Source organism: Pseudomonas sp. LB-090624, assembly GCF_003205205.1.
Lineage (GTDB): Bacteria > Pseudomonadota > Gammaproteobacteria > Pseudomonadales > Pseudomonadaceae > Aquipseudomonas.
The window spans coordinates 69,345-86,032 of the sequence record NZ_QJRL01000005.1 but is presented as its reverse complement, the minus strand read 5'-3'; the positions used below and the strand labels follow the sequence as shown (position 1 = coordinate 86,032).

Here is a 16,688-nt window from a genome sequence, read left to right as displayed (position 1 = left end):
CAAAATGGGTCGGCCGGTGCCCCTGTGCACCGGCCATCCCTTGCCGCCCAGGTAGCGAGCTGCGCCGCTGACACATGGGTGTGGGTAAAACATCCAGCATGTTGGCGGCTACCTGAACTGGTACGCCAACCCAGCCCCTGCGTACCACGAGCGCCCAGGCGCAGCCTCGTAGTAACGCCCGTTGCTATCCCCGACAATCACCGACCCCACATATTGCCGGTCAAACAGGTTGTCTAGCCGCACCAGCTGGTGGAACGTCCATGCCCCCACATGCTGTTCAAAGCGTGTACGCCAGTTGAACACCGCGTATGCCGGTGCTGCCTTGGCGTCGTTGCTGTCGTCCACATACACCTTGCTGCGGTACTGCCCTTCAATCCCCATGCTCACCGACGCAGCAGGCTTCCACACCAGCTCGCCATAAAGGTTGTCCAACGGCACACCTGGAAGCCGGTTACCACTTTCGATGGCCTGGCTGACATCCTCGGCGTAGCGTGCATCGGTGCGGGTGTACACCACGGTAGCCTGCCACTGCGCATTCAAGTCGCTCTGCAGGCTCGCCTCGAAGCCTCGCCGTAGGGTACGCCCGGCATTGCGGTAGCTGGTGCGGCCGTCGGTAGCGCTGGCCACGACAATTTCGTCATCGGTATGAATCTCATAAAGCGCCGCATTCAGCCGCGTACGTTCGTTCAGCCGATACTTCACACCCATTTCATACTGCCGGCTGGTAGCGGGCTTGAGCCCGAAGTTGAAGCTTTCGACTTCCCCCGGCGCGTAGGCCATCTCGGCTTGGGTGGGCGTCTCGAAGCCCTTGCCAACGCTCACGTAGCCACGCAGGTCTGGCGTGAACGCGTACATCACCGACAGCGAAGGCGTGGCCTGCTGATACTTTTTCGAACCGCTGGCATCGCCGTTTACCAGGTAATGGTCATCGACGCGCATGTTCATGGTGCTGTAGCGCAGCCCCAGTTCGCTGGTCCAGTTGCCGATTTCCCAATGCGCCTGCAGGTAAGGGTCCAGGCTGGTGGCGGTGTCCTGCTCGTCACGCCGCAGTTCGCCTTTCACGCCCAGCTGGTCACCGCTGAAGTTCTGGTAGCCGCGGCGCTCGTCCTTGCTCTGATCGTAATCGGCGCCCACAGTGAAGGTCAGGTCGCCAGGCACGTTGGCAACCGGCTGGATCCAGCGCAGGGTGCCGCCATGGAACTCACGGTCAAAGTCGACCACGCCGCCGCCACGCTGGCTGTTGGAGGCCACCGACCTTGGAATGGACAAATACTGCACGACGCTGCGTTGCCCCGCGTACAGGTTGAACTGCAAGGTAGCGTCGCCGAAGTAGCGCTCGTAGTTCATGCCCACCTGCTGGTGGTCGATGCTTTTGCGCGTGTTGTAGGTTTGCGCCGCTGCGGCGGTGGAACGCGGGTCGTGCTTGTAGGCCTCCCAGGTCTGTCCTAGCGGGTCCTGGGTGTTGTTCTGTTCAAGGCTGCTGTAGATCAGCGCCATGCGCGAATCGTCATCAGGCTTGAAGTTGACCTTGGCGAAGGTCTGGTCACGGCGCGCGGCACTGTGGTCGCGGTAGCCATCGGTGTCCATGCGCGAGGCATCCAGCACGAACCCGGCAGCGTCGTTGCCGCCCTCGGCGGACAGGTGGTTCTTGTTGAAGCCGTCGCTGCCGAACGTGGTTTCGGCCCCCACACGGGCCGGGCCCTGGCCATCGCGGCTGAACATCTGGACCACCCCGCCGGCGTTGCTGCCATACAGCGTGGCGGCCGGGCCGCGCAACACCTCGATGCGCTCGGCCACGTCCAGGTTCAGCGTAGCCGCCTGCCCTTGGCCGTCGGGGGTACTGGCCGGGATGCCATCACTGATCAGCTTGATGCCGCGCACACCGAATGCCGAGCGTGCGCCATAACCTCGCGAGGAAACCTGCAGGTCCTGGGCATAGTTCTGGCGGTTTTGCACCACCAGCCCTGGGACCTTGGTCAGCACCTCCGACAGGTTGACGCCAAGCTGGCCATCGGTGCCACGGGACAGGTCGACGGTGTCGACCGAAAACGGCAGGTCGAAGGAGCTGGTCGGCGCGTAGACGCCGGTGACTACCACTGGGTCGATCAACAGTGCATTGGAACCCTCGGCAGCGGCATGGCACGGGGCACTGATGCCCAATGTCAGAAAAACCAACCGCCCACAATGGGCGGGTAAGCGTAAAACAAGCGGATACATTCAAAACTTCCATAAACCCAGCGGCCTTCAGGGCCGCTTCGCAGCTCGTCGTCGGCAGGTCAGGCGCCCACACGTACAGCGCGAAACCTCTCAGCTGCGCTGCACCTTTGGGCGCCCGGTTTGCCGGGAACGGGCACTAAATTCGATTGATGTAGCAATGGCCTTGAGTGCTGACCACAGACACCCGCTTTTCGATCGCCCTGCCCTGGTAATCCAGGGCGGTACGCACGATCTGCAGCAGCGGCGCCCCAGTTGCGATACCCAGCGCCTGCGCCTGGCTGGCATCGGCGCTAATGGCAAAGATCCGCTCCTGGGCATGGGCGACCGTCGCGCCAAAGCGCTGCTGGTACAACCGGTACAGGGTGTTGGGCAACACCTCGGGCTGCCGCTCGAGGCCAATACGAGCACCTGCACGCGCACAACGTCAAGACCAAGCGGTGGTAAGCATGCAACTCAATGGGCGCACTTTCCTGGGCTACTGGGCCAGCGGGCAGCAGAGACTTTGTGGCAGTGGATCCGCAGCGGGCAACCGCCGCACAGCGAATGCCTGCCGATCGAACCGGTCGTGCGCGGCACCACTGCACCGCCGCAGCCTGGGTAACGGCGCCTCGCCGGTGTAAGTGGTGGCTTACGCTGGACACAACCGCGCATGGCTCCACGCAGGCCTGAACGCAGCTTTCACCTGACAAGCTGTTGCGAAATTACTTACACTCAAATACTGTACGCACATACAGCACAACAAGGAAACTCCTGTGTCCAGCACCGCCACCCCGAGCAGCTATGAACAGCTGGGTGTACGCATCCAGAAGATCATCAACAGCCCCACCGCCCAGCGCAGCCGCGCGGCGCTGATCTTCCGCCTGGAACAGGAAAGCCCGGACGACTGGGAAACCTTGCTCGAAGAAATCGCCGAGAACGACAATGTCACCCTCGCCCACCGTGACGATGGCGGCGTGCAGATTTTCTGGACCGTGCCAAAGGAAGACTGACCACGCATGCGCAGTCGCCGGTCTGCCAGTGGCATCCGTGCACTGCCGCCACTTTCACTCCAAGCGACAAAGTCTTACTGCTTTGAGGCTGTTTTTCGAGGGAATAGAAGCGAATAGCCTAGGCCCACTTTCGAATCAGATAGAGGTAGTGCCATGAAGGCTATCGTTTACTCCCAACCCGGGTTACCTATCCAGCACGCCCAGTCTCTGTATGACGCGGAACTCCCGCAGCCAATCCTCGGCGCCCGTGATCTGCTCGTCGAAGTCCGGGCTATTGCCGTCAACCCGGTCGATACGAAAATCCGGGCCAGCCGTGGTGGTGAGCAACCGCAGGTTCTTGGCTGGGATGCGGTCGGTGTTGTCCGCGAGACGGGCTCGGAGGTCACGCTTTTCAGCCCTGGGGACGAGGTGTTCTACGCCGGAGCCATCGACCGACCTGGCAGCTATAGCGAACTCCATGTGGTGGACGAGCGCATCGTCGGCCACAAGCCTCGCAGCCTGGACAATGCCGGTGCTGCCGCTTTGCCACTCACCTCCATCACTGCATGGGAATTGCTGTTCGACCGTTTGGCAGTAGCAGAAAATGGCGGCGCAGGCCAGAGCCTTCTCGTCATCGGGGCTGCGGGTGGGGTAGGCTCGATCCTGGTACAACTGGCAAGGCAGTTGACGCAGCTTACCGTCATAGGCACCGCGTCCAGGCCCGAGACGCAAAGCTGGGTGAAAGCGCTGGGCGCCCATCATGTGATCGATCACTCTGAGTCGATCCCGCTTCAGCTCGAAGAGCTCGCGCTGACGTCTGTTGATTACGTGATCAGTCTGACCCACACCGACACCTACTTGCCGCAGTTGGTGGAAGTGCTTCGCCCACAAGGCAAGCTCGCGCTGATCGATGACCCCGCGCAGCTGGATGTCATGCCACTCAAGCGCAAATCGCTGTCATTGCACTGGGAGCTCATGTTCACCCGCTCGCTGTACAAAACCGACGACATGGTCAAGCAGCACCAACTTCTCGAACGGGTTTCGCAACTGGTCGATGAAGGGGTACTGAAAACGACTGTTGGGGAGCATCTCGGACGCATTTGCGCCGACAATCTCAAACGTGCCCACGCTTTGATCGAAAGCGGCAAGGCCCGAGGCAAGATTGTCCTGGAAGGGTTTTGATCCATGCTCAAAAAAGCCCGCGTGATCGCGCGGGCTCTCTTGCATGGCGCGTAATCAGTTATCCAGTTCGTCCTTGATGACTTTGCCATCGTGTGGGTCGACCTGGAACTCATATTGTTTGCCGTCAGCTTTCAACCCCTCACCTTCCCAATGACCATCATCGGCCTCGATCTTGGTGATCTGCGTGTAGCCGGCGCCTTTCAGGGTGGCCTCAGCCTGGTCCTTGGTTACCTTCCAGTCAGCGCCAGGCTGGTCTGCCCACGCTGAAGTGCTTGCCAGTGCGCCAACAATGGCAAGGCCAGTGAACAGTCGGGTCATCGCTTTCATCGCTAACATCCTTTCTGGTGACAGTTAACGATCCGACCCGCCCCCTGCTCTCGTCGTTCACTTTATGTGCGCAGCGACGATATGGTGCAGGACGTGGCTCACCTCAAGGGCGCCAACGGCGTTCACGCCCGGGCAATGCAGCGCAGGCCTGGCCAGATTTTGATGCACGTGAAGATCCTCGCTTAGCCCTCGTTGATGTGGTGGGGCCTCTTGAGCTCGTGCTCTAAACGTGTGGCGAGCCATCCAAACCGAAAAACATTCATTGACACTGCGACTTCAAGGAAAGAATATCACGCCGCCTTATGGGAAGTGTTCTCATTATCATTACACTTCCTATTGGAGGCCTGCTTTCCTTACAAACTGGAGTCAATGGATGTCCGCTTGTTTGTCGTCTACCGCTATCAGCATTCGCCGAGCTGCACTGGCGTTCAGTCTCTCAGGGTCTTTGCTAGCGGCTACCAGTGTCCACGCGGACGCTGTCAGTTACAGCATTCCGGCAGGGTCTCTGGCCAATGCCCTGAACCACTTTGCGAGTGCCAGCGGAGTGGCGGTCAGCTTCAGCAGTGAGGACGTAGCCGGGTTGCGCAGCGAGGGGTTGCGAGGCAATTACGACCTGCAACAAGGTTTCGCTCAACTACTGGAAGGTAGCGGCCTGCAGGTACAACAGGCGGGTGGCAACCGCTACAGCGTGGTTCGCCCAAGCCAGAACGGCTTGATGGAGCTTTCCGCCACGACGATTTCCAGCGCCGGGCTGGGTGCCACCACTGAAGGCACCGGCAGTTACACCACAGGCTCGGCCAATACCGCGACCGGGCTACGACTCTCGCACCGTGAAACGCCACAATCCGTCAGTGTGATCACACGCCAGCAGATCGAAGATCAGAACCTCAACAGCGTTGCCCAGGTGCTTGAACAAACCCCGGGTGTAGTCGTTGACAGCATGGGCCCTGCTGGTAGTGATGCAAACCATATCTACGTGCGCGGTTTCGAGGTAGACAGCATCCAGGTGGATGGTATCAACAGGCCCGATAGCTACGGGTTCCGGGACGACCTCGCCGACATGGTGTCCTATGACCGGGTAGAAGTGGTACGGGGTGCCACAGGGCTGATGTCCGGCACAGGCGATCCTGGTGCGACGGTCAACCTGATTCGCAAGAAGCCGACGCTGGAAACGCAACGGAAACTGACCCTCAAGGCTGGTTCCTGGGACGACTACCGCCAGGAATTGGACATGTCTGGCAAGTTGTCGGAAAGCGGCAGCTTACGCGGGCGGATCGTCGCGTCGAACACCAACAGCCAGAGCTACGTCGACCGCCAATCCTTGGAAAAGCAAGCGTTCTACGGGGTACTGGAATGGGACATCACTGAAAGTACGATGCTTACAGTGGGCGCGGAATACCAGGAGATGGACAACGACGGTGCCGGTAACCACGGTTTCCCGATGTACAACTCCGACGGCAGTCACTTCAGCCCGTCCCGCTCGTTCAACTCCGCCTCGGACTGGAGTTATCACAAGCGTCGCACCAAGACGGTATTCACCACACTGGAGCATCAGCTGGACAACGGCTGGCAGTTGAAGCTCAATGCCGAGCACAACCGCCGCAGCTATGACGACGCCTTCGCTACCGCAGCCAGCGGCACCGTCAACCCCGACGGCAGTGGCATCACTACCTGGACAGGGCGCTGGGCGGGCGAGCCGCGTCAGACCTCGTTCGACCTGTCAGCCGCAGGCCCTTTTGAACTGTTCGCCCGCGAGCACCAGGCTTATCTTGGGGCCAGTCACTACAGGGCCTATTACCGTAACGACGGCTACCCGCTGTGGTCATACCAGACCATCGACGACATCAACAGCTGGGACGGATCGCTGGCGATCCCGGAGGCCATTCACACCAAGTCGACGCAAGACGCCCTAGATGAAACCCAGGATGGTTTGGTCGCCTCGGTGCGCTGGAGCCTGGCCGACGATCTGTCGCTCATCACCGGGGCACGGGTAATCGACTGGAAACGTGATGAAACCTCGACCACCCTATCCAGCGGCGACACCAGCCGCACCTCGCGAAGCGAGACGGGGGTTGTCACGCCGTACCTTGGCCTGGTGTACGACCTCGACGACAACTGGTCGGCTTACGCCAGCTACACCACCATTTTCAAACCACAGAGCAAACAGACCGTCTCTGGCAGTTACATCGACCCATTGGAGGGTGTGAACTACGAGCTGGGCCTGAAAAGCGAGTTCTGGGACAAGCGTCTGAATACTGCATTCAGCATTTTCGAAGTACAGCAAGATAACTTCGCGGTTGCAGATGGCGACAATCCGGCGCCGAACGGCGACCAGGCCTACCGTGCCGAATCGGGTACCAAGACGCGCGGTTTCGAAATGGAAGTGGCCGGCGAGATCCTTCCCGATTGGCAGGTATCGGCCAGCTACACCTATGCCGTCAGCAAGGATTCCGATGGCGACCGCCTGAACACTGAGGTACCGCGAGACACCCTTAAAATGTTCACCACCTACCGTCTACAGGCGCTGCCGCAGGTGAAGGTGGGCGGCGGTGTGCGCTGGCAGGGGCGCGAGTACTACAAGGGGGCTGGCCCAAATGGCGAGACGTTTACCCAAGATCCCTACAGCATCGTCGACTTGATGGCGCAATACGCGTTCACCCCTCAAACCAGCGTCTCGTTGAACCTCAACAACGTCTTCGACAAGACCTACTACACCGCCATCGGCGCACGTGGATGGTATGGGTCGCCGCGTAGTGCCACCGCCACATTGGTATACGCGTTCTGAGTCATCGCCTGCTGAAATGGGGCCGCTCATCGCGCAACCGATCAGCCAGCGCTGATGCATGCTCTAGTTCCAGGACCCTGGCAAACGTCCTGGCCAGGGGCTTGAAAGAAGTTCTACGCAATCAGCGCTGGCAATTGAGTCGATAGCAGCCCAGCGGCTGTTGCATTCAGCATCGATGGGTTCAGCTTGTCTCTGAGCACCCACTTGCAAGCCACGATCTCGTTGCGAGCCATGGGCCTTTCTTCATCATCGAAATGCGTGGTGAACACGTGGTGCACAGTCAACCCGACCTGAACAGTGCACAGAGGAAGCAAGCCATGGCCCGCAATGGACGTTTCTTCATGGAGTTCCCGGGCAGCGGCTGCAAGAGGCGACTCTCCCGGCTCGATGAGACCGCCAGGAAAATTCCATTTCCGGCTCTTTTTCCTGACCAAGAGAATTCTGCCACTTCGAAGACAGATGATCGTTGCCCTGGCCTTGATCTTGACCTTACGCGCCTTTTTGTCCCGCATGCACACACTCAGCTCGTCAATAGGTTCATATCCGTCTCGTTGTAGCGACTGGAGACTGACTCCCTGAAGACTCACCTTGATGACGACTCGTTCAACCTGATAGGCACAGCCAACATCTGGGGATATCGAAGCCGGCACTAGTTGTCTGAGTCAGATAGAGGTTGAAGGGGCCGACAGAGTGCCGACAACCTGTAACCCTTGCTGCGGGTCGGAAGACACAAACGCTCACATCAGAAACTGAACGAGGTCGAAAAACATGGTAAATCAGATTGCCGAGCTCGACGGATACCTGGCACTCCTCGCCCAGATAGCTGACGAGCTTGAACAGCAAGTAGCGCCCTGCCCCATGACTCAGCCGTTGCTGATAGCGTGGTTGACGGAGTGGGTTCGAAGCCCAGATGCATTAAGGGAAATCAGGCGCGGGTTGCCTCACCTTCCCCCGGCATTGATCTCGGGCTACAGCAGCTGGATCCACCTGGGTGGCGGTCAGTAGGTCGCTGCGCAGGCGCAAGCAGCCGATCATGCCAGTTGAATGTAAACCGAGTAACTCCCAAGCAGCACCCAGAATACAAGGAAGATCCATGGCGTGCGGAGGGAAAACAGCAAGGACTTGCGATGCCCCGCCTGCGATGTCTCCGCCTCGCAGAACAGCGGCGACTCATCATAGGCCAAGCCCATCATCGGTTCGCTGCGCAGCAGATGGCTCTGTTTCAGCTGCCAATGCTCGATGATTCGATAAGCTGCACGAATGCCTGGCCAGGCATTCAGAGAACTGAGGATGCCCAACAACGCCAGGAAGGCCGGCACCATCAGGGTGAACATCTCTCCCCAACTCTGGTTCAGGTTACCCATGGATGAAACGAACGCGATGACCAGAAAGGACTGCGCAGCCAAGTAGGCGTCCGTTCGGTTGGCCAGAATACTGGTTTCGTATTGAATCTCTCTGCGGTAAAAATCCAGGCGTTCCTTGGGTGAACCGAACATTCTGGCATTGCGCTCGGCGACCTCATGTTCTGGGGTTTCCGGCGTGATGATTCGAGGCACTGCACTGCTCCTGAACGTCGTTCACGCCTGGGGCATGAGTGATGACCGACTGTCTGCAGTAGAACGGTGCCGCGCCTGAAAATTCATTGCGAGATGCAGTGGCGCCCCCTTCAGTCACATCCCGAACCCCACCGCCATTGCCACATTCACCCGCAGCCTAGAGTTTGAAACGCACATGAATGCAGCTCTTGCCGTCCAGTCGCTCCACCGTCACCGCTGAGCTTCCATACCCGGAATAGCTTCTGACCAGCCGCATTCCCAGGCCTGTGCCCGTGGGTTTCGGATAGGTATCAGGAAATCCCTGGCCTTCGTCCTTCACCGTCAGGCGGGCATGATCCCCAGCGTGCTTGACCACGACCTCAACGGTACCTTTGCCATACTTCAGTGCATTGGTGATGAGCTCAGAGAGCACCAGGCCCAGAGGTGCCATTCGCTCGGGCGGCAACAGGAAGTCGTCAGCCTGGAGGACAATTTCTCGATCAGCCAGAGCGCGGCCAAGATCGCCCAACAATGCGTTCAGGTACACCGCTGCCATGACGCCTTTGTCTGCTGCAGAGTGATAAAGACGCTCATGCACGCTGGCTATGGTGACCACCCGGCCTGCCGCCGTCTCCAGCTGTTGCTTCACCGCCGTATCCGGCGTGAGATTCGCCTGCAGCAACAGCAATGTATTCACCAGGTGCAGGCTGTTCTTCACCCGGTGGTGTATCTCCTCCAGGTAAAGGTCACTGGCATTCTGCCGGGAATTCTGGGCGTCAATCAGCGATAGCAATTGATCTTCGTACTGATGACGCTCGGTAATGTCTCGGGACACCGCGATAAGCCTTTCCAGCTGACCGTCTGCGGCGAGGATCGGTGCCACCGTTACATCCCACCATTTGGGCTCGTCCGGCGCGGTCGGGAAAAACGCTTCGAACCTCGCCGTCTCGCCTAAAGCGACCTTGGACAGCGCATCCTGCACCAGCGGCTTGGACTCCTCAGGCCAAAACTCAGACCAGGCCTGGCCTTTGACGTCAGGTAAAGCGGCCAGGTGCATGAGCTCCAGACCTTTTTCATTCATGAACTCAATCACGCCATCGGGCGACAGAATCTTCACGCAGTCAGGGCTGGCATTCAGAAAGCTTTCTGAATAGGGATCGGGATGCGGTGCATTAACGCCTGTCGCAATGCGGTCAACAGCCAGGGAGATGACGTTGGCAATCCCCTCCAGGAAGACCAGGTCGCTTTCAACGAAATCATCGCCATTGCTGCTGTCCGCTTCAAGCACACCGAACGGCCCCAGCGGGCCCCGTATGGGGACATTAATGGCCCGCTCGATCCCGTATTTTTTCAGCAGATCCGGGGTACGAAAGCGCTCCTCCAGGCCCAGGTGGTTGGACAGGACGGGGCGGTAGGTGGAAAGTGCATACCCTGCCGGGCTGGCTATGTCGCCGCCAACGGTCGCATGCCCGATGTCAGACTCATCCCAGCCCACCCCATGGGACAGGACATAGTCATCACTGTCCGCAAGCGGCTGAAGGATTTTGGCGAAACGCGTGTTCATGCCTTCCGCGACCACGGCGCAGGCTCGGGTGAGCAAAGCATCAACGTCGTCCACCTTGAGGGACATGACGCCGAACTCCACAACCAGCTCATGCTGTCGGTGCAGCCTGGCATGGGATTTTTTCAAGGCAGCCCGAATAGTTTCTTCCGGCGGTAGCTGTTGCATAACCTCTCCATCCAGATGCGCAGTGACAACAGAGTGTGACTTCTGCCGTGCCAGCGTTTCGCTTATCGCCCTGAAACCATAGACGTTAATCGGGGCAAGCAGGTGCTATGCCACTCATCGCCCGGCAGCAACCAAGCAGAGGCGCTACAGCCCAATGGGTATGAGACACGAGTTCGCCCCATGCCCAGCCATATTCTGCTAGTCGAAGACGATGAATTACTAAGGGAGCTGACTGCCGAAAGCCTTTCGTCACTGTACGCCCTTCAGATTACATGTTGCGCAAATGGTGACGAGGCGTTGGCATTTCTGTGCAACGGGCCGGCCGTCAAGCTGGTATTCACCGACATCCACATGCCAGGGAAGGTGGACGGATTGCAGCTGGCTCGGGAGGTCTGGCGCAGGTGGCCCGCTGTTCCCGTACTGCTCACCTCGGGCGATGCAGTGATTCCGCCCGAGTCCTTACCCTGCAAGGCTGCATTTTTGCCCAAGCCCTGGACTTTTGAGCAGGTGGCGGAGGAAATTGAAAAGCTGCTGCATGCCTGATCACCCACTGGCAATGCGACCCCAGAAAGGCGTGTGGCTGAGCCTCAGGCCAATCCCTGCAGGTAGGCGCTTGCCTCCCGGTAACGGGCCAAACGTGCCAGATCGGCGGGGCCTGGGCATGGGATGCGCGAAAGATCGCTATTGTCGGCAAGGTCAGCTAACTTGACGGTGCGCGCCAATGGGTCATCGCCCAAGCGCACCACGAAGTCCTGGTAGGCTTCACCCTCGCGGCGGCTAAGCGCCAGCAAGGCGGCAAGAATCTTTAGTGCGAAGCCCTCACGCGCCAGATCCGAAAGGGTCAGCGGGGTATCTTCGATCACATCGTGAAGCACCGCGACAATTCGTTGTTCTGGTGTGGCAACCCGCATCATCACGCGTAGCGGGTGAAGGATATACGCCGCCCCACCCTTGTCGTATTGCCCTTCATGCGCCCTGGCGGCCACGGCAATGGCCCGTTCCAGTGTAGACATGCGGCGCTCCCCGTTCAGCATCACCCAACCCAAGCATAGCCAAGATGTGTGAACAGGGTCTATCACGTGCTCTGGTACGGCGGTTTGCCCGACCTCCACGGCCAAGCGCGGCCCAGGACCGCTTCGAATTGCGGGCTTGGGGCTTAGCGTGCTGCCCCGTGCTGGATAACCACCGAGTCAGTTCCCAGCTTGGCCATCACTTCATCCCGGCGCGCCTGCGCTTCTTCACGGGTGGGGAACGGCCCCATCAGCACCACCGGTTTGCCGTCGCGGTACTCCACCGAAGACGGGATGCCCTTTTCGATCAGGCGTGCAGTCATATCGCTGAGGGCACCCATGTTGGCCCCCTGAACCACTTCAACATCCCAGCCCTGGGGTGCCGGTTGGTCGGCCAGCGCTTCTGCGCGGCGCTGCAGGTCAGCGCCGCCGCACAGCTCGCGGATGCGCAGGTTGTTGCCGGTGTCGTCGACAATGATGTCGTACTGGCCATCGCGCTTGATCGCCACGTAGCTGCGATAGGCCTCGTACTGCCCGGCATCGTCCTTGCCGCGGACCTGGCCGCAGATGGTGCCCTGGGTGTCGATCCGCACGTTGCCGAACTTGGCCGTCTTGGGGTTGTGCAGGTGCTCGGCCACCTGCTTGTGCACGCCTTCGACCTCGTTCTCACAGCCCGCCAGGGCGAGCACTGCCATTACCACAGCCAGTTTGCGCACGCGTGTACCTCCAGATTCGAAGGTGCGGATTCTAGCATGCCGGGCCATGGCCGAAGCGCGACCAAAGGTTACAGGCTGCTTCGTGGGCAAATGCAAAAAGGGCGATCATTGCTGATCGCCCTTTTTGGGATTTGGTAGGCACAATTGGACTCGAACCAACGACCCCCACCATGTCAAGGTGGTGCTCTAACCAACTGAGCTATGTGCCTGTCGTGTGGTGCGCATATTAGTGACCGGATGCGTACCTGTAAAGCGTTTTTTTCAGAAAAATCAAAACCTTTCGAAGGTACTGCGGAATGCCTGGACGATGATCATGGGCTACGAAACAAGCCAATGAAAAAAGGGGCGACCCTTGCGGATCACCCCTTCTTCGATTTGGTAGGCACAATTGGACTCGAACCAACGACCCCCACCATGTCAAGGTGGTGCTCTAACCAACTGAGCTATGTGCCTGTCGTGTGGTGCGCATTCTACGCATTCCAAAAACCCTGTCAACACTTTTTTTCGCGCTAAGCTACTGAATCTAAACCTCTTTATAGAGAAGCGCTGGTCGGGGCCCAGTAAAGGATTTTCAACAGACGACTAGCGGGTGTTTATTATTATTGATAGCATCGGTACATTCGTTAAAAATATAAAACACGAGGTTTCTGCAGCATGGCTAACACCCCCTACCCCCAGTCCTACTACGCCGCCTCGGCCAACCCGGTGCCGCCACGTCCGGCGCTGCAGGGTGAGGTGGAAACCGATGTGTGCATCATCGGCGCCGGCTACACCGGCCTCTCCAGCGCCCTGTTCCTGCTGGAGAATGGCTTCAAGGTGAGCATCGTGGAAGCGGCCAAGGTCGGCTTCGGCGCGTCGGGCCGCAACGGCGGCCAGATCGTCAACAGCTACAGCCGTGACATCGACGTCATCGAACGCACTGTCGGCCCAAAGCAGGCACAATTGCTGGGCCACATGGCCTTCGAAGGCGGCCGCATCATTCGTGAGCGTGTGGCCAAGTACAACATTCAGTGCGACCTGAAAGACGGTGGCGTGTTCGCTGCCCTGACCAGCAAGCAAATGGGCCACCTGGAGTCGCAAAAGCGCCTGTGGGAACGCTTTGGCCACAACCAGCTGGAGCTCATGGACCAGAAGCGCATCCGTGAAGTAGTGGCTTGCGACAGCTACATCGGCGGCATGCTCGACATGAGCGGCGGCCACATCCACCCGCTTAACCTGGCCCTGGGCGAAGCTGCCGCAGTCGAGTCGCTGGGCGGCATCATCTACGAACAAACCCCGGCCATCCGCATCGAGCGTGGTGCCAACCCAGTGGTGCACACCCCGCAGGGCAAGGTCCGCGCCAAGTTCATCATCGTCGCGGGCAATGCCTACCTGGGCAACCTGGTGCCAGAACTGGCGGCCAAGTCCATGCCATGCGGTACCCAGGTGATCACCACCGAACCGTTGGGCGAGGAGCTGGCACGTACCCTGCTGCCGCAGGACTACTGCGTAGAAGACTGCAACTACCTGCTCGACTACTACCGCCTGACCAGCGACAAGCGCCTGATCTTCGGCGGTGGCGTGGTGTACGGCGCGCGTGACCCGGCCAACATCGAAGCGATCATCCGCCCGAAGATGCTCAAGGCCTTCCCGCAGCTGAAGAACGTGAAGATCGACTACGCCTGGACCGGCAACTTCCTGCTGACCCTCTCGCGCTTGCCACAGGTTGGCCGTATCGGCGACAACATCTACTACTCGCAGGGTTGCTCGGGCCACGGCGTGACCTACACCCACCTGGCGGGCAAGGTACTGGCCGAGGCCCTGCGTGGCCAGGCCGAGCGTTTCGACGCCTTTGCCGGCCTGCCGCACTACCCGTTCCCAGGTGGCCAGATGCTGCGTGTACCGTTCAGCGCCATCGGTGCCTGGTACTACAGCCTGCGAGATCGCCTGGGCTTCTGATACCAGCAGGGTCCTGTCGTGGGCAAGCCGGCGACAGGACCAGCACAGGTAACACTACTTATCCAGGCTGCTCACCGCCTGCCTGGCCGCAATCTCCTGCCCCGCCCGCGACAGCTCATCTGCCGCCTGCAACCAGCGCTGGCGATCCACCTGGGCCGGCAATTGCCGGGGTGGCTGCACCAGCACTGCCCAACTCCCCTGCTTCGCCCAGGCCGAGGCAAAATCGTCGAACGCCATGACCTGCCGCCGGTGCATGCCCGAGCGCAACAGTACCCGCTGCTTGTAGCGGTCATAGCCGATCAGGACCGCATAGCGTGGCTCGGCCCACCAGGCCGAACCGTCTTCGTAACGCAGCAGCACCGGGTTGCCCGCCGCCACTTGGGTCAATAGCGCGTCCAGCTGTTTGTCCAGTGGGTACACCACCATGCCATAGTCCCGCGCCACGCGCGGTATGCCGGTGTCCAGCGCCTCGGCCCCCTGCGGTAGGTTCAACGGTTTGTCCAGCAGCCCCGGGGTGATCGGTGCACCCTGTTGCGACAGCACTGCCGCCAGGGCCATGGCCCCGCTATGGTTGGCGTTACCACGGTAGAACGGCACGCTACTGATTTCGACCCGCTGCGGCAGGCCCTTGAGGTTGGCGGGCGGCGCGCTGGCACAGCCAGCCAGTGAAGCCGCCACGACAACGGCAGCCAGCCACCGACGGTGAGCGGTCTTGAAGGAATGTTGCGGCATGGACACTCGCTTGCTTCAACGCCAGGCAGGCAGCGCCCGGCTCTGGCAAACGATCATAGGTCCCACAGCGGCGCGGGTATAGTCCGACAGCGGCTTGGAGCGAATCGGACCAAGAGATAGACCTTTGTTCGATGGAACGTCACAGGCGAAGGGCTAGACTAAAGCAGTGTCTGGAAGGCAAGCACTGGCCAATCGAGGGCTTGCCGTAGAGATGGAGGCACAAATGAGCCTGACCCTGGCAATCCTCATGCTGGTAGGCATGTGGCTGAGCGTCGCAGCCGCCATGCTTTGGGGCGTACTGCGCATCGTGCGGCGTCATGCACACCATCACCACCTGCCACCTCAGGCCCCGCCCAAGCCAGAGCCCGTGCGGCGGGCGCGGCGGCATGCCGGGGTGCACTGACACTGGATTTGATCAAGACTGGGAACGGGGCGCCAGGCGCCCCGTCGTTACATCAGCCTTCAGTCGCTTCACGCTTCAACCGCGCCCGACGCGCCAGGATGTTGAGGATCTCGATCACCGTCGAGAACGCCATCGCCGCATACACATAACCTTTCGGTACATGGGCGCCAAAGCCTTCGGCGATCAGCGTCATGCCGATCATGATCAGGAAGCCCAGGGCCAGCATCACCACGGTCGGGTTGTCATTGATGAAGTTCGCCAGTGGGTCGGCGGCCACCATCATCACGATCACGGCAGTGATCACGGCAATGATCATGATCGGCAAGTGCTCGGTCATGCCCACGGCGGTGATGATGCTGTCGACCGAGAAGACAATGTCCAGCAGCAAAATCTGGAAAATCGCCGCTGCAAAACCCAGGGTAACTGTCGAGCCGACCTTGGCTTCTTCCTTGGCGCCGTGCGGGTCGACGTTCTCGTGGATCTCTTTGGTCGCCTTCCACAGCAGGAACAGGCCACCGGCGATCAGGATCACATCCTTCCACGAGAAGGCGTTGCCAAACACTTCGAACACCGGGTCGGTCAACTGCACGATCCAGGCCACCGTACTCAGCAAGGCCAGGCGCATGATCAGGGCCATGCTGATACCAATCCGCCGCGCCTTGGATCGGTACGCCACCGGCAGTTTGTTGGTCAGGATCGAGATGAAGATCAGGTTGTCGATACCCAGTACAACTTCCATGGCTACCAGCGTAGCCAGGGCAATCCAGGCGGTAGGGCTAGCGGCGAGTTCCAGCAAATATTCCATTGTTCAGATCCTGCAGCGGCGGTTAGGGTCAAATTTCCTGGGTTTCTTCTTTCTTTTCGGCATCCTTGGGCTTTTGCCCTTGGGTGCCAATGGCATCGCTCAACGCTTGCTGGGCGGCCTTGTTGGTGTCGTCGATGGCCTGCTTGGCCGATTGCGCTGCCTGGTCGAGCATTTGCTGGGCGGATTTCTCGGCTTGGTCGCAACCGGCCAGGGTGAACAGGGCCAAGGCCAGTACCAGCGGCGTGCCGATGGATTTGAATTGCAGCATGGGTTCCTCGCTTGTCGATATTCCGGCGGCGCACAGGGCGCCTGATGGAGGTGAATTCTAGACAAGGCAATAC

Annotated in this window: 17 protein-coding genes and 2 tRNA genes; 6 read left to right on the top strand and 13 right to left on the bottom strand. The window is 59.8% G+C overall.

The window, feature by feature from the left end; genetic code table 11:
• Nucleotides 1-108: 108 nt before the first annotated feature.
• On the bottom strand, nucleotides 109-2,217 hold the full coding sequence (locus tag DMX11_RS07535; protein WP_256590526.1) for a TonB-dependent receptor: 2,109 nt from the start codon (nucleotides 2,215-2,217) through the stop codon (nucleotides 109-111).
• Between the two features lie 136 nt (nucleotides 2,218-2,353).
• On the bottom strand, nucleotides 2,354-2,593 hold the full coding sequence (locus tag DMX11_RS07530; RefSeq protein WP_158286161.1) for a UTRA domain-containing protein: 240 nt from the start codon (nucleotides 2,591-2,593) through the stop codon (nucleotides 2,354-2,356).
• Between the two features lie 376 nt (nucleotides 2,594-2,969).
• On the opposite strand from DMX11_RS07530, the gene DMX11_RS07525 reads away from it, so the two are divergent.
• Nucleotides 2,970-3,206 carry a DUF1654 domain-containing protein gene (locus tag DMX11_RS07525; protein ID WP_110743922.1) on the top strand — a complete coding sequence of 79 codons (237 nt, stop codon included), beginning with the start codon at nucleotides 2,970-2,972 and terminating at the stop codon, nucleotides 3,204-3,206.
• Between the two features lie 153 nt (nucleotides 3,207-3,359).
• Nucleotides 3,360-4,367 (top strand): zinc-binding alcohol dehydrogenase family protein, encoded by a 1,008-nt coding sequence (locus DMX11_RS07520; protein ID WP_110743921.1) that lies wholly within the window; start codon nucleotides 3,360-3,362, stop codon nucleotides 4,365-4,367.
• Nucleotides 4,368-4,421: 54 nt separating this feature from the next.
• Here DMX11_RS07520 and DMX11_RS07515 read toward each other — a convergent pair whose 3' ends face one another.
• Nucleotides 4,422-4,694 (bottom strand): PepSY domain-containing protein, encoded by a 273-nt coding sequence (locus DMX11_RS07515; protein ID WP_110743920.1) that lies wholly within the window; start codon nucleotides 4,692-4,694, stop codon nucleotides 4,422-4,424.
• Nucleotides 4,695-5,067: 373 nt separating this feature from the next.
• Here DMX11_RS07515 and DMX11_RS07510 point away from each other — a divergent pair, with 373 nt between their 5' ends.
• Nucleotides 5,068-7,479 (top strand): TonB-dependent receptor, encoded by a 2,412-nt coding sequence (locus DMX11_RS07510; protein ID WP_110743919.1) that lies wholly within the window; start codon nucleotides 5,068-5,070, stop codon nucleotides 7,477-7,479.
• Nucleotides 7,480-7,592: 113 nt separating this feature from the next.
• Here the strand turns inward: DMX11_RS07510 and DMX11_RS07505 are convergent, their stop codons facing one another.
• From DMX11_RS07505 to DMX11_RS07490, 3 genes are all read right to left on the bottom strand, one after another.
• On the bottom strand, nucleotides 7,593-7,991 hold the full coding sequence (locus tag DMX11_RS07505; RefSeq protein ID WP_110743918.1) for an NUDIX domain-containing protein: 399 nt from the start codon (nucleotides 7,989-7,991) through the stop codon (nucleotides 7,593-7,595).
• Nucleotides 7,992-8,510: 519 nt separating this feature from the next.
• Nucleotides 8,511-9,035 carry a hypothetical protein gene (locus tag DMX11_RS07495; protein ID WP_110743916.1) on the bottom strand — a complete coding sequence of 175 codons (525 nt, stop codon included), beginning with the start codon at nucleotides 9,033-9,035 and terminating at the stop codon, nucleotides 8,511-8,513.
• Between the two features lie 157 nt (nucleotides 9,036-9,192).
• Nucleotides 9,193-10,743, bottom strand: coding sequence for a sensor histidine kinase (locus tag DMX11_RS07490; protein ID WP_110743915.1), 1,551 nt, complete (start codon nucleotides 10,741-10,743; stop codon nucleotides 9,193-9,195).
• A 180-nt stretch (nucleotides 10,744-10,923) separates the two neighbouring features.
• Here DMX11_RS07490 and DMX11_RS07485 point away from each other — a divergent pair, with 180 nt between their 5' ends.
• Complete coding sequence (locus tag DMX11_RS07485) at nucleotides 10,924-11,286, top strand: response regulator (protein WP_110743914.1); 363 nt, start codon at nucleotides 10,924-10,926, stop codon at nucleotides 11,284-11,286.
• A 44-nt stretch (nucleotides 11,287-11,330) separates the two neighbouring features.
• Here DMX11_RS07485 and DMX11_RS07480 read toward each other — a convergent pair whose 3' ends face one another.
• The 4 genes from DMX11_RS07480 to DMX11_RS07465 form a co-directional block, all read right to left on the bottom strand.
• Nucleotides 11,331-11,756, bottom strand: coding sequence for a GTP pyrophosphokinase (locus DMX11_RS07480; protein ID WP_110744086.1), 426 nt, complete (start codon nucleotides 11,754-11,756; stop codon nucleotides 11,331-11,333).
• 143 nt (nucleotides 11,757-11,899) lie between these two features.
• Nucleotides 11,900-12,469, bottom strand: coding sequence for an SPOR domain-containing protein (locus DMX11_RS07475; RefSeq protein ID WP_003250559.1), 570 nt, complete (start codon nucleotides 12,467-12,469; stop codon nucleotides 11,900-11,902).
• Between the two features lie 132 nt (nucleotides 12,470-12,601).
• A tRNA-Val gene (locus tag DMX11_RS07470) sits at nucleotides 12,602-12,678 on the bottom strand.
• A gap of 167 nt (nucleotides 12,679-12,845) precedes the next feature.
• Nucleotides 12,846-12,922 (bottom strand) — tRNA-Val (locus DMX11_RS07465).
• Between the two features lie 201 nt (nucleotides 12,923-13,123).
• Here DMX11_RS07465 and DMX11_RS07460 point away from each other — a divergent pair.
• Nucleotides 13,124-14,407 carry an FAD-binding oxidoreductase gene (locus DMX11_RS07460; protein WP_110743913.1) on the top strand — a complete coding sequence of 428 codons (1,284 nt, stop codon included), beginning with the start codon at nucleotides 13,124-13,126 and terminating at the stop codon, nucleotides 14,405-14,407.
• 54 nt (nucleotides 14,408-14,461) lie between these two features.
• Here the strand turns inward: DMX11_RS07460 and DMX11_RS07455 are convergent, their stop codons facing one another.
• Complete coding sequence (locus DMX11_RS07455) at nucleotides 14,462-15,139, bottom strand: peptidase C39 family protein (RefSeq protein ID WP_110743912.1); 678 nt, start codon at nucleotides 15,137-15,139, stop codon at nucleotides 14,462-14,464.
• Nucleotides 15,140-15,362: 223 nt separating this feature from the next.
• Between DMX11_RS07455 and DMX11_RS07450 the strand changes: the two genes are divergently transcribed.
• Nucleotides 15,363-15,542 (top strand): hypothetical protein, encoded by a 180-nt coding sequence (locus DMX11_RS07450; RefSeq protein ID WP_110743911.1) that lies wholly within the window; start codon nucleotides 15,363-15,365, stop codon nucleotides 15,540-15,542.
• Nucleotides 15,543-15,594: 52 nt separating this feature from the next.
• Here the strand turns inward: DMX11_RS07450 and DMX11_RS07445 are convergent, their stop codons facing one another.
• Nucleotides 15,595-16,347, bottom strand: coding sequence for a TerC family protein (locus DMX11_RS07445; protein WP_110743910.1), 753 nt, complete (start codon nucleotides 16,345-16,347; stop codon nucleotides 15,595-15,597).
• Between the two features lie 28 nt (nucleotides 16,348-16,375).
• Complete coding sequence (locus DMX11_RS07440) at nucleotides 16,376-16,615, bottom strand: hypothetical protein (protein ID WP_110743909.1); 240 nt, start codon at nucleotides 16,613-16,615, stop codon at nucleotides 16,376-16,378.
• Between the last annotated feature and the right edge of the window lie 73 nt (nucleotides 16,616-16,688).

Excerpts from the sequence above, each read along its gene's own strand:
- DMX11_RS07535 (WP_256590526.1), bottom strand. The coding sequence starts at position 2,217 with ATGTATCCGCTTGTTTTACGCTTACCCGCCCATTGTGGGCGGTTGGTT.
- DMX11_RS07520 (WP_110743921.1), top strand. The coding sequence starts at position 3,360 with ATGAAGGCTATCGTTTACTCCCAACCCGGGTTACCTATCCAGCACGCC.
- DMX11_RS07515 (WP_110743920.1), bottom strand. The coding sequence starts at position 4,694 with ATGAAAGCGATGACCCGACTGTTCACTGGCCTTGCCATTGTTGGCGCA.
- DMX11_RS07510 (WP_110743919.1), top strand. The coding sequence starts at position 5,068 with ATGTCCGCTTGTTTGTCGTCTACCGCTATCAGCATTCGCCGAGCTGCA.
- DMX11_RS07505 (WP_110743918.1), bottom strand. The coding sequence starts at position 7,991 with ATGCGGGACAAAAAGGCGCGTAAGGTCAAGATCAAGGCCAGGGCAACG.
- DMX11_RS07490 (WP_110743915.1), bottom strand. The coding sequence starts at position 10,743 with ATGCAACAGCTACCGCCGGAAGAAACTATTCGGGCTGCCTTGAAAAAA.
- DMX11_RS07485 (WP_110743914.1), top strand. The coding sequence starts at position 10,924 with ATGCCCAGCCATATTCTGCTAGTCGAAGACGATGAATTACTAAGGGAG.
- DMX11_RS07480 (WP_110744086.1), bottom strand. The coding sequence starts at position 11,756 with ATGTCTACACTGGAACGGGCCATTGCCGTGGCCGCCAGGGCGCATGAA.
- DMX11_RS07460 (WP_110743913.1), top strand. The coding sequence starts at position 13,124 with ATGGCTAACACCCCCTACCCCCAGTCCTACTACGCCGCCTCGGCCAAC.
- DMX11_RS07455 (WP_110743912.1), bottom strand. The coding sequence starts at position 15,139 with ATGCCGCAACATTCCTTCAAGACCGCTCACCGTCGGTGGCTGGCTGCC.
- DMX11_RS07450 (WP_110743911.1), top strand. The coding sequence starts at position 15,363 with ATGAGCCTGACCCTGGCAATCCTCATGCTGGTAGGCATGTGGCTGAGC.
- DMX11_RS07445 (WP_110743910.1), bottom strand. The coding sequence starts at position 16,347 with ATGGAATATTTGCTGGAACTCGCCGCTAGCCCTACCGCCTGGATTGCC.
- DMX11_RS07440 (WP_110743909.1), bottom strand. The coding sequence starts at position 16,615 with ATGCTGCAATTCAAATCCATCGGCACGCCGCTGGTACTGGCCTTGGCC.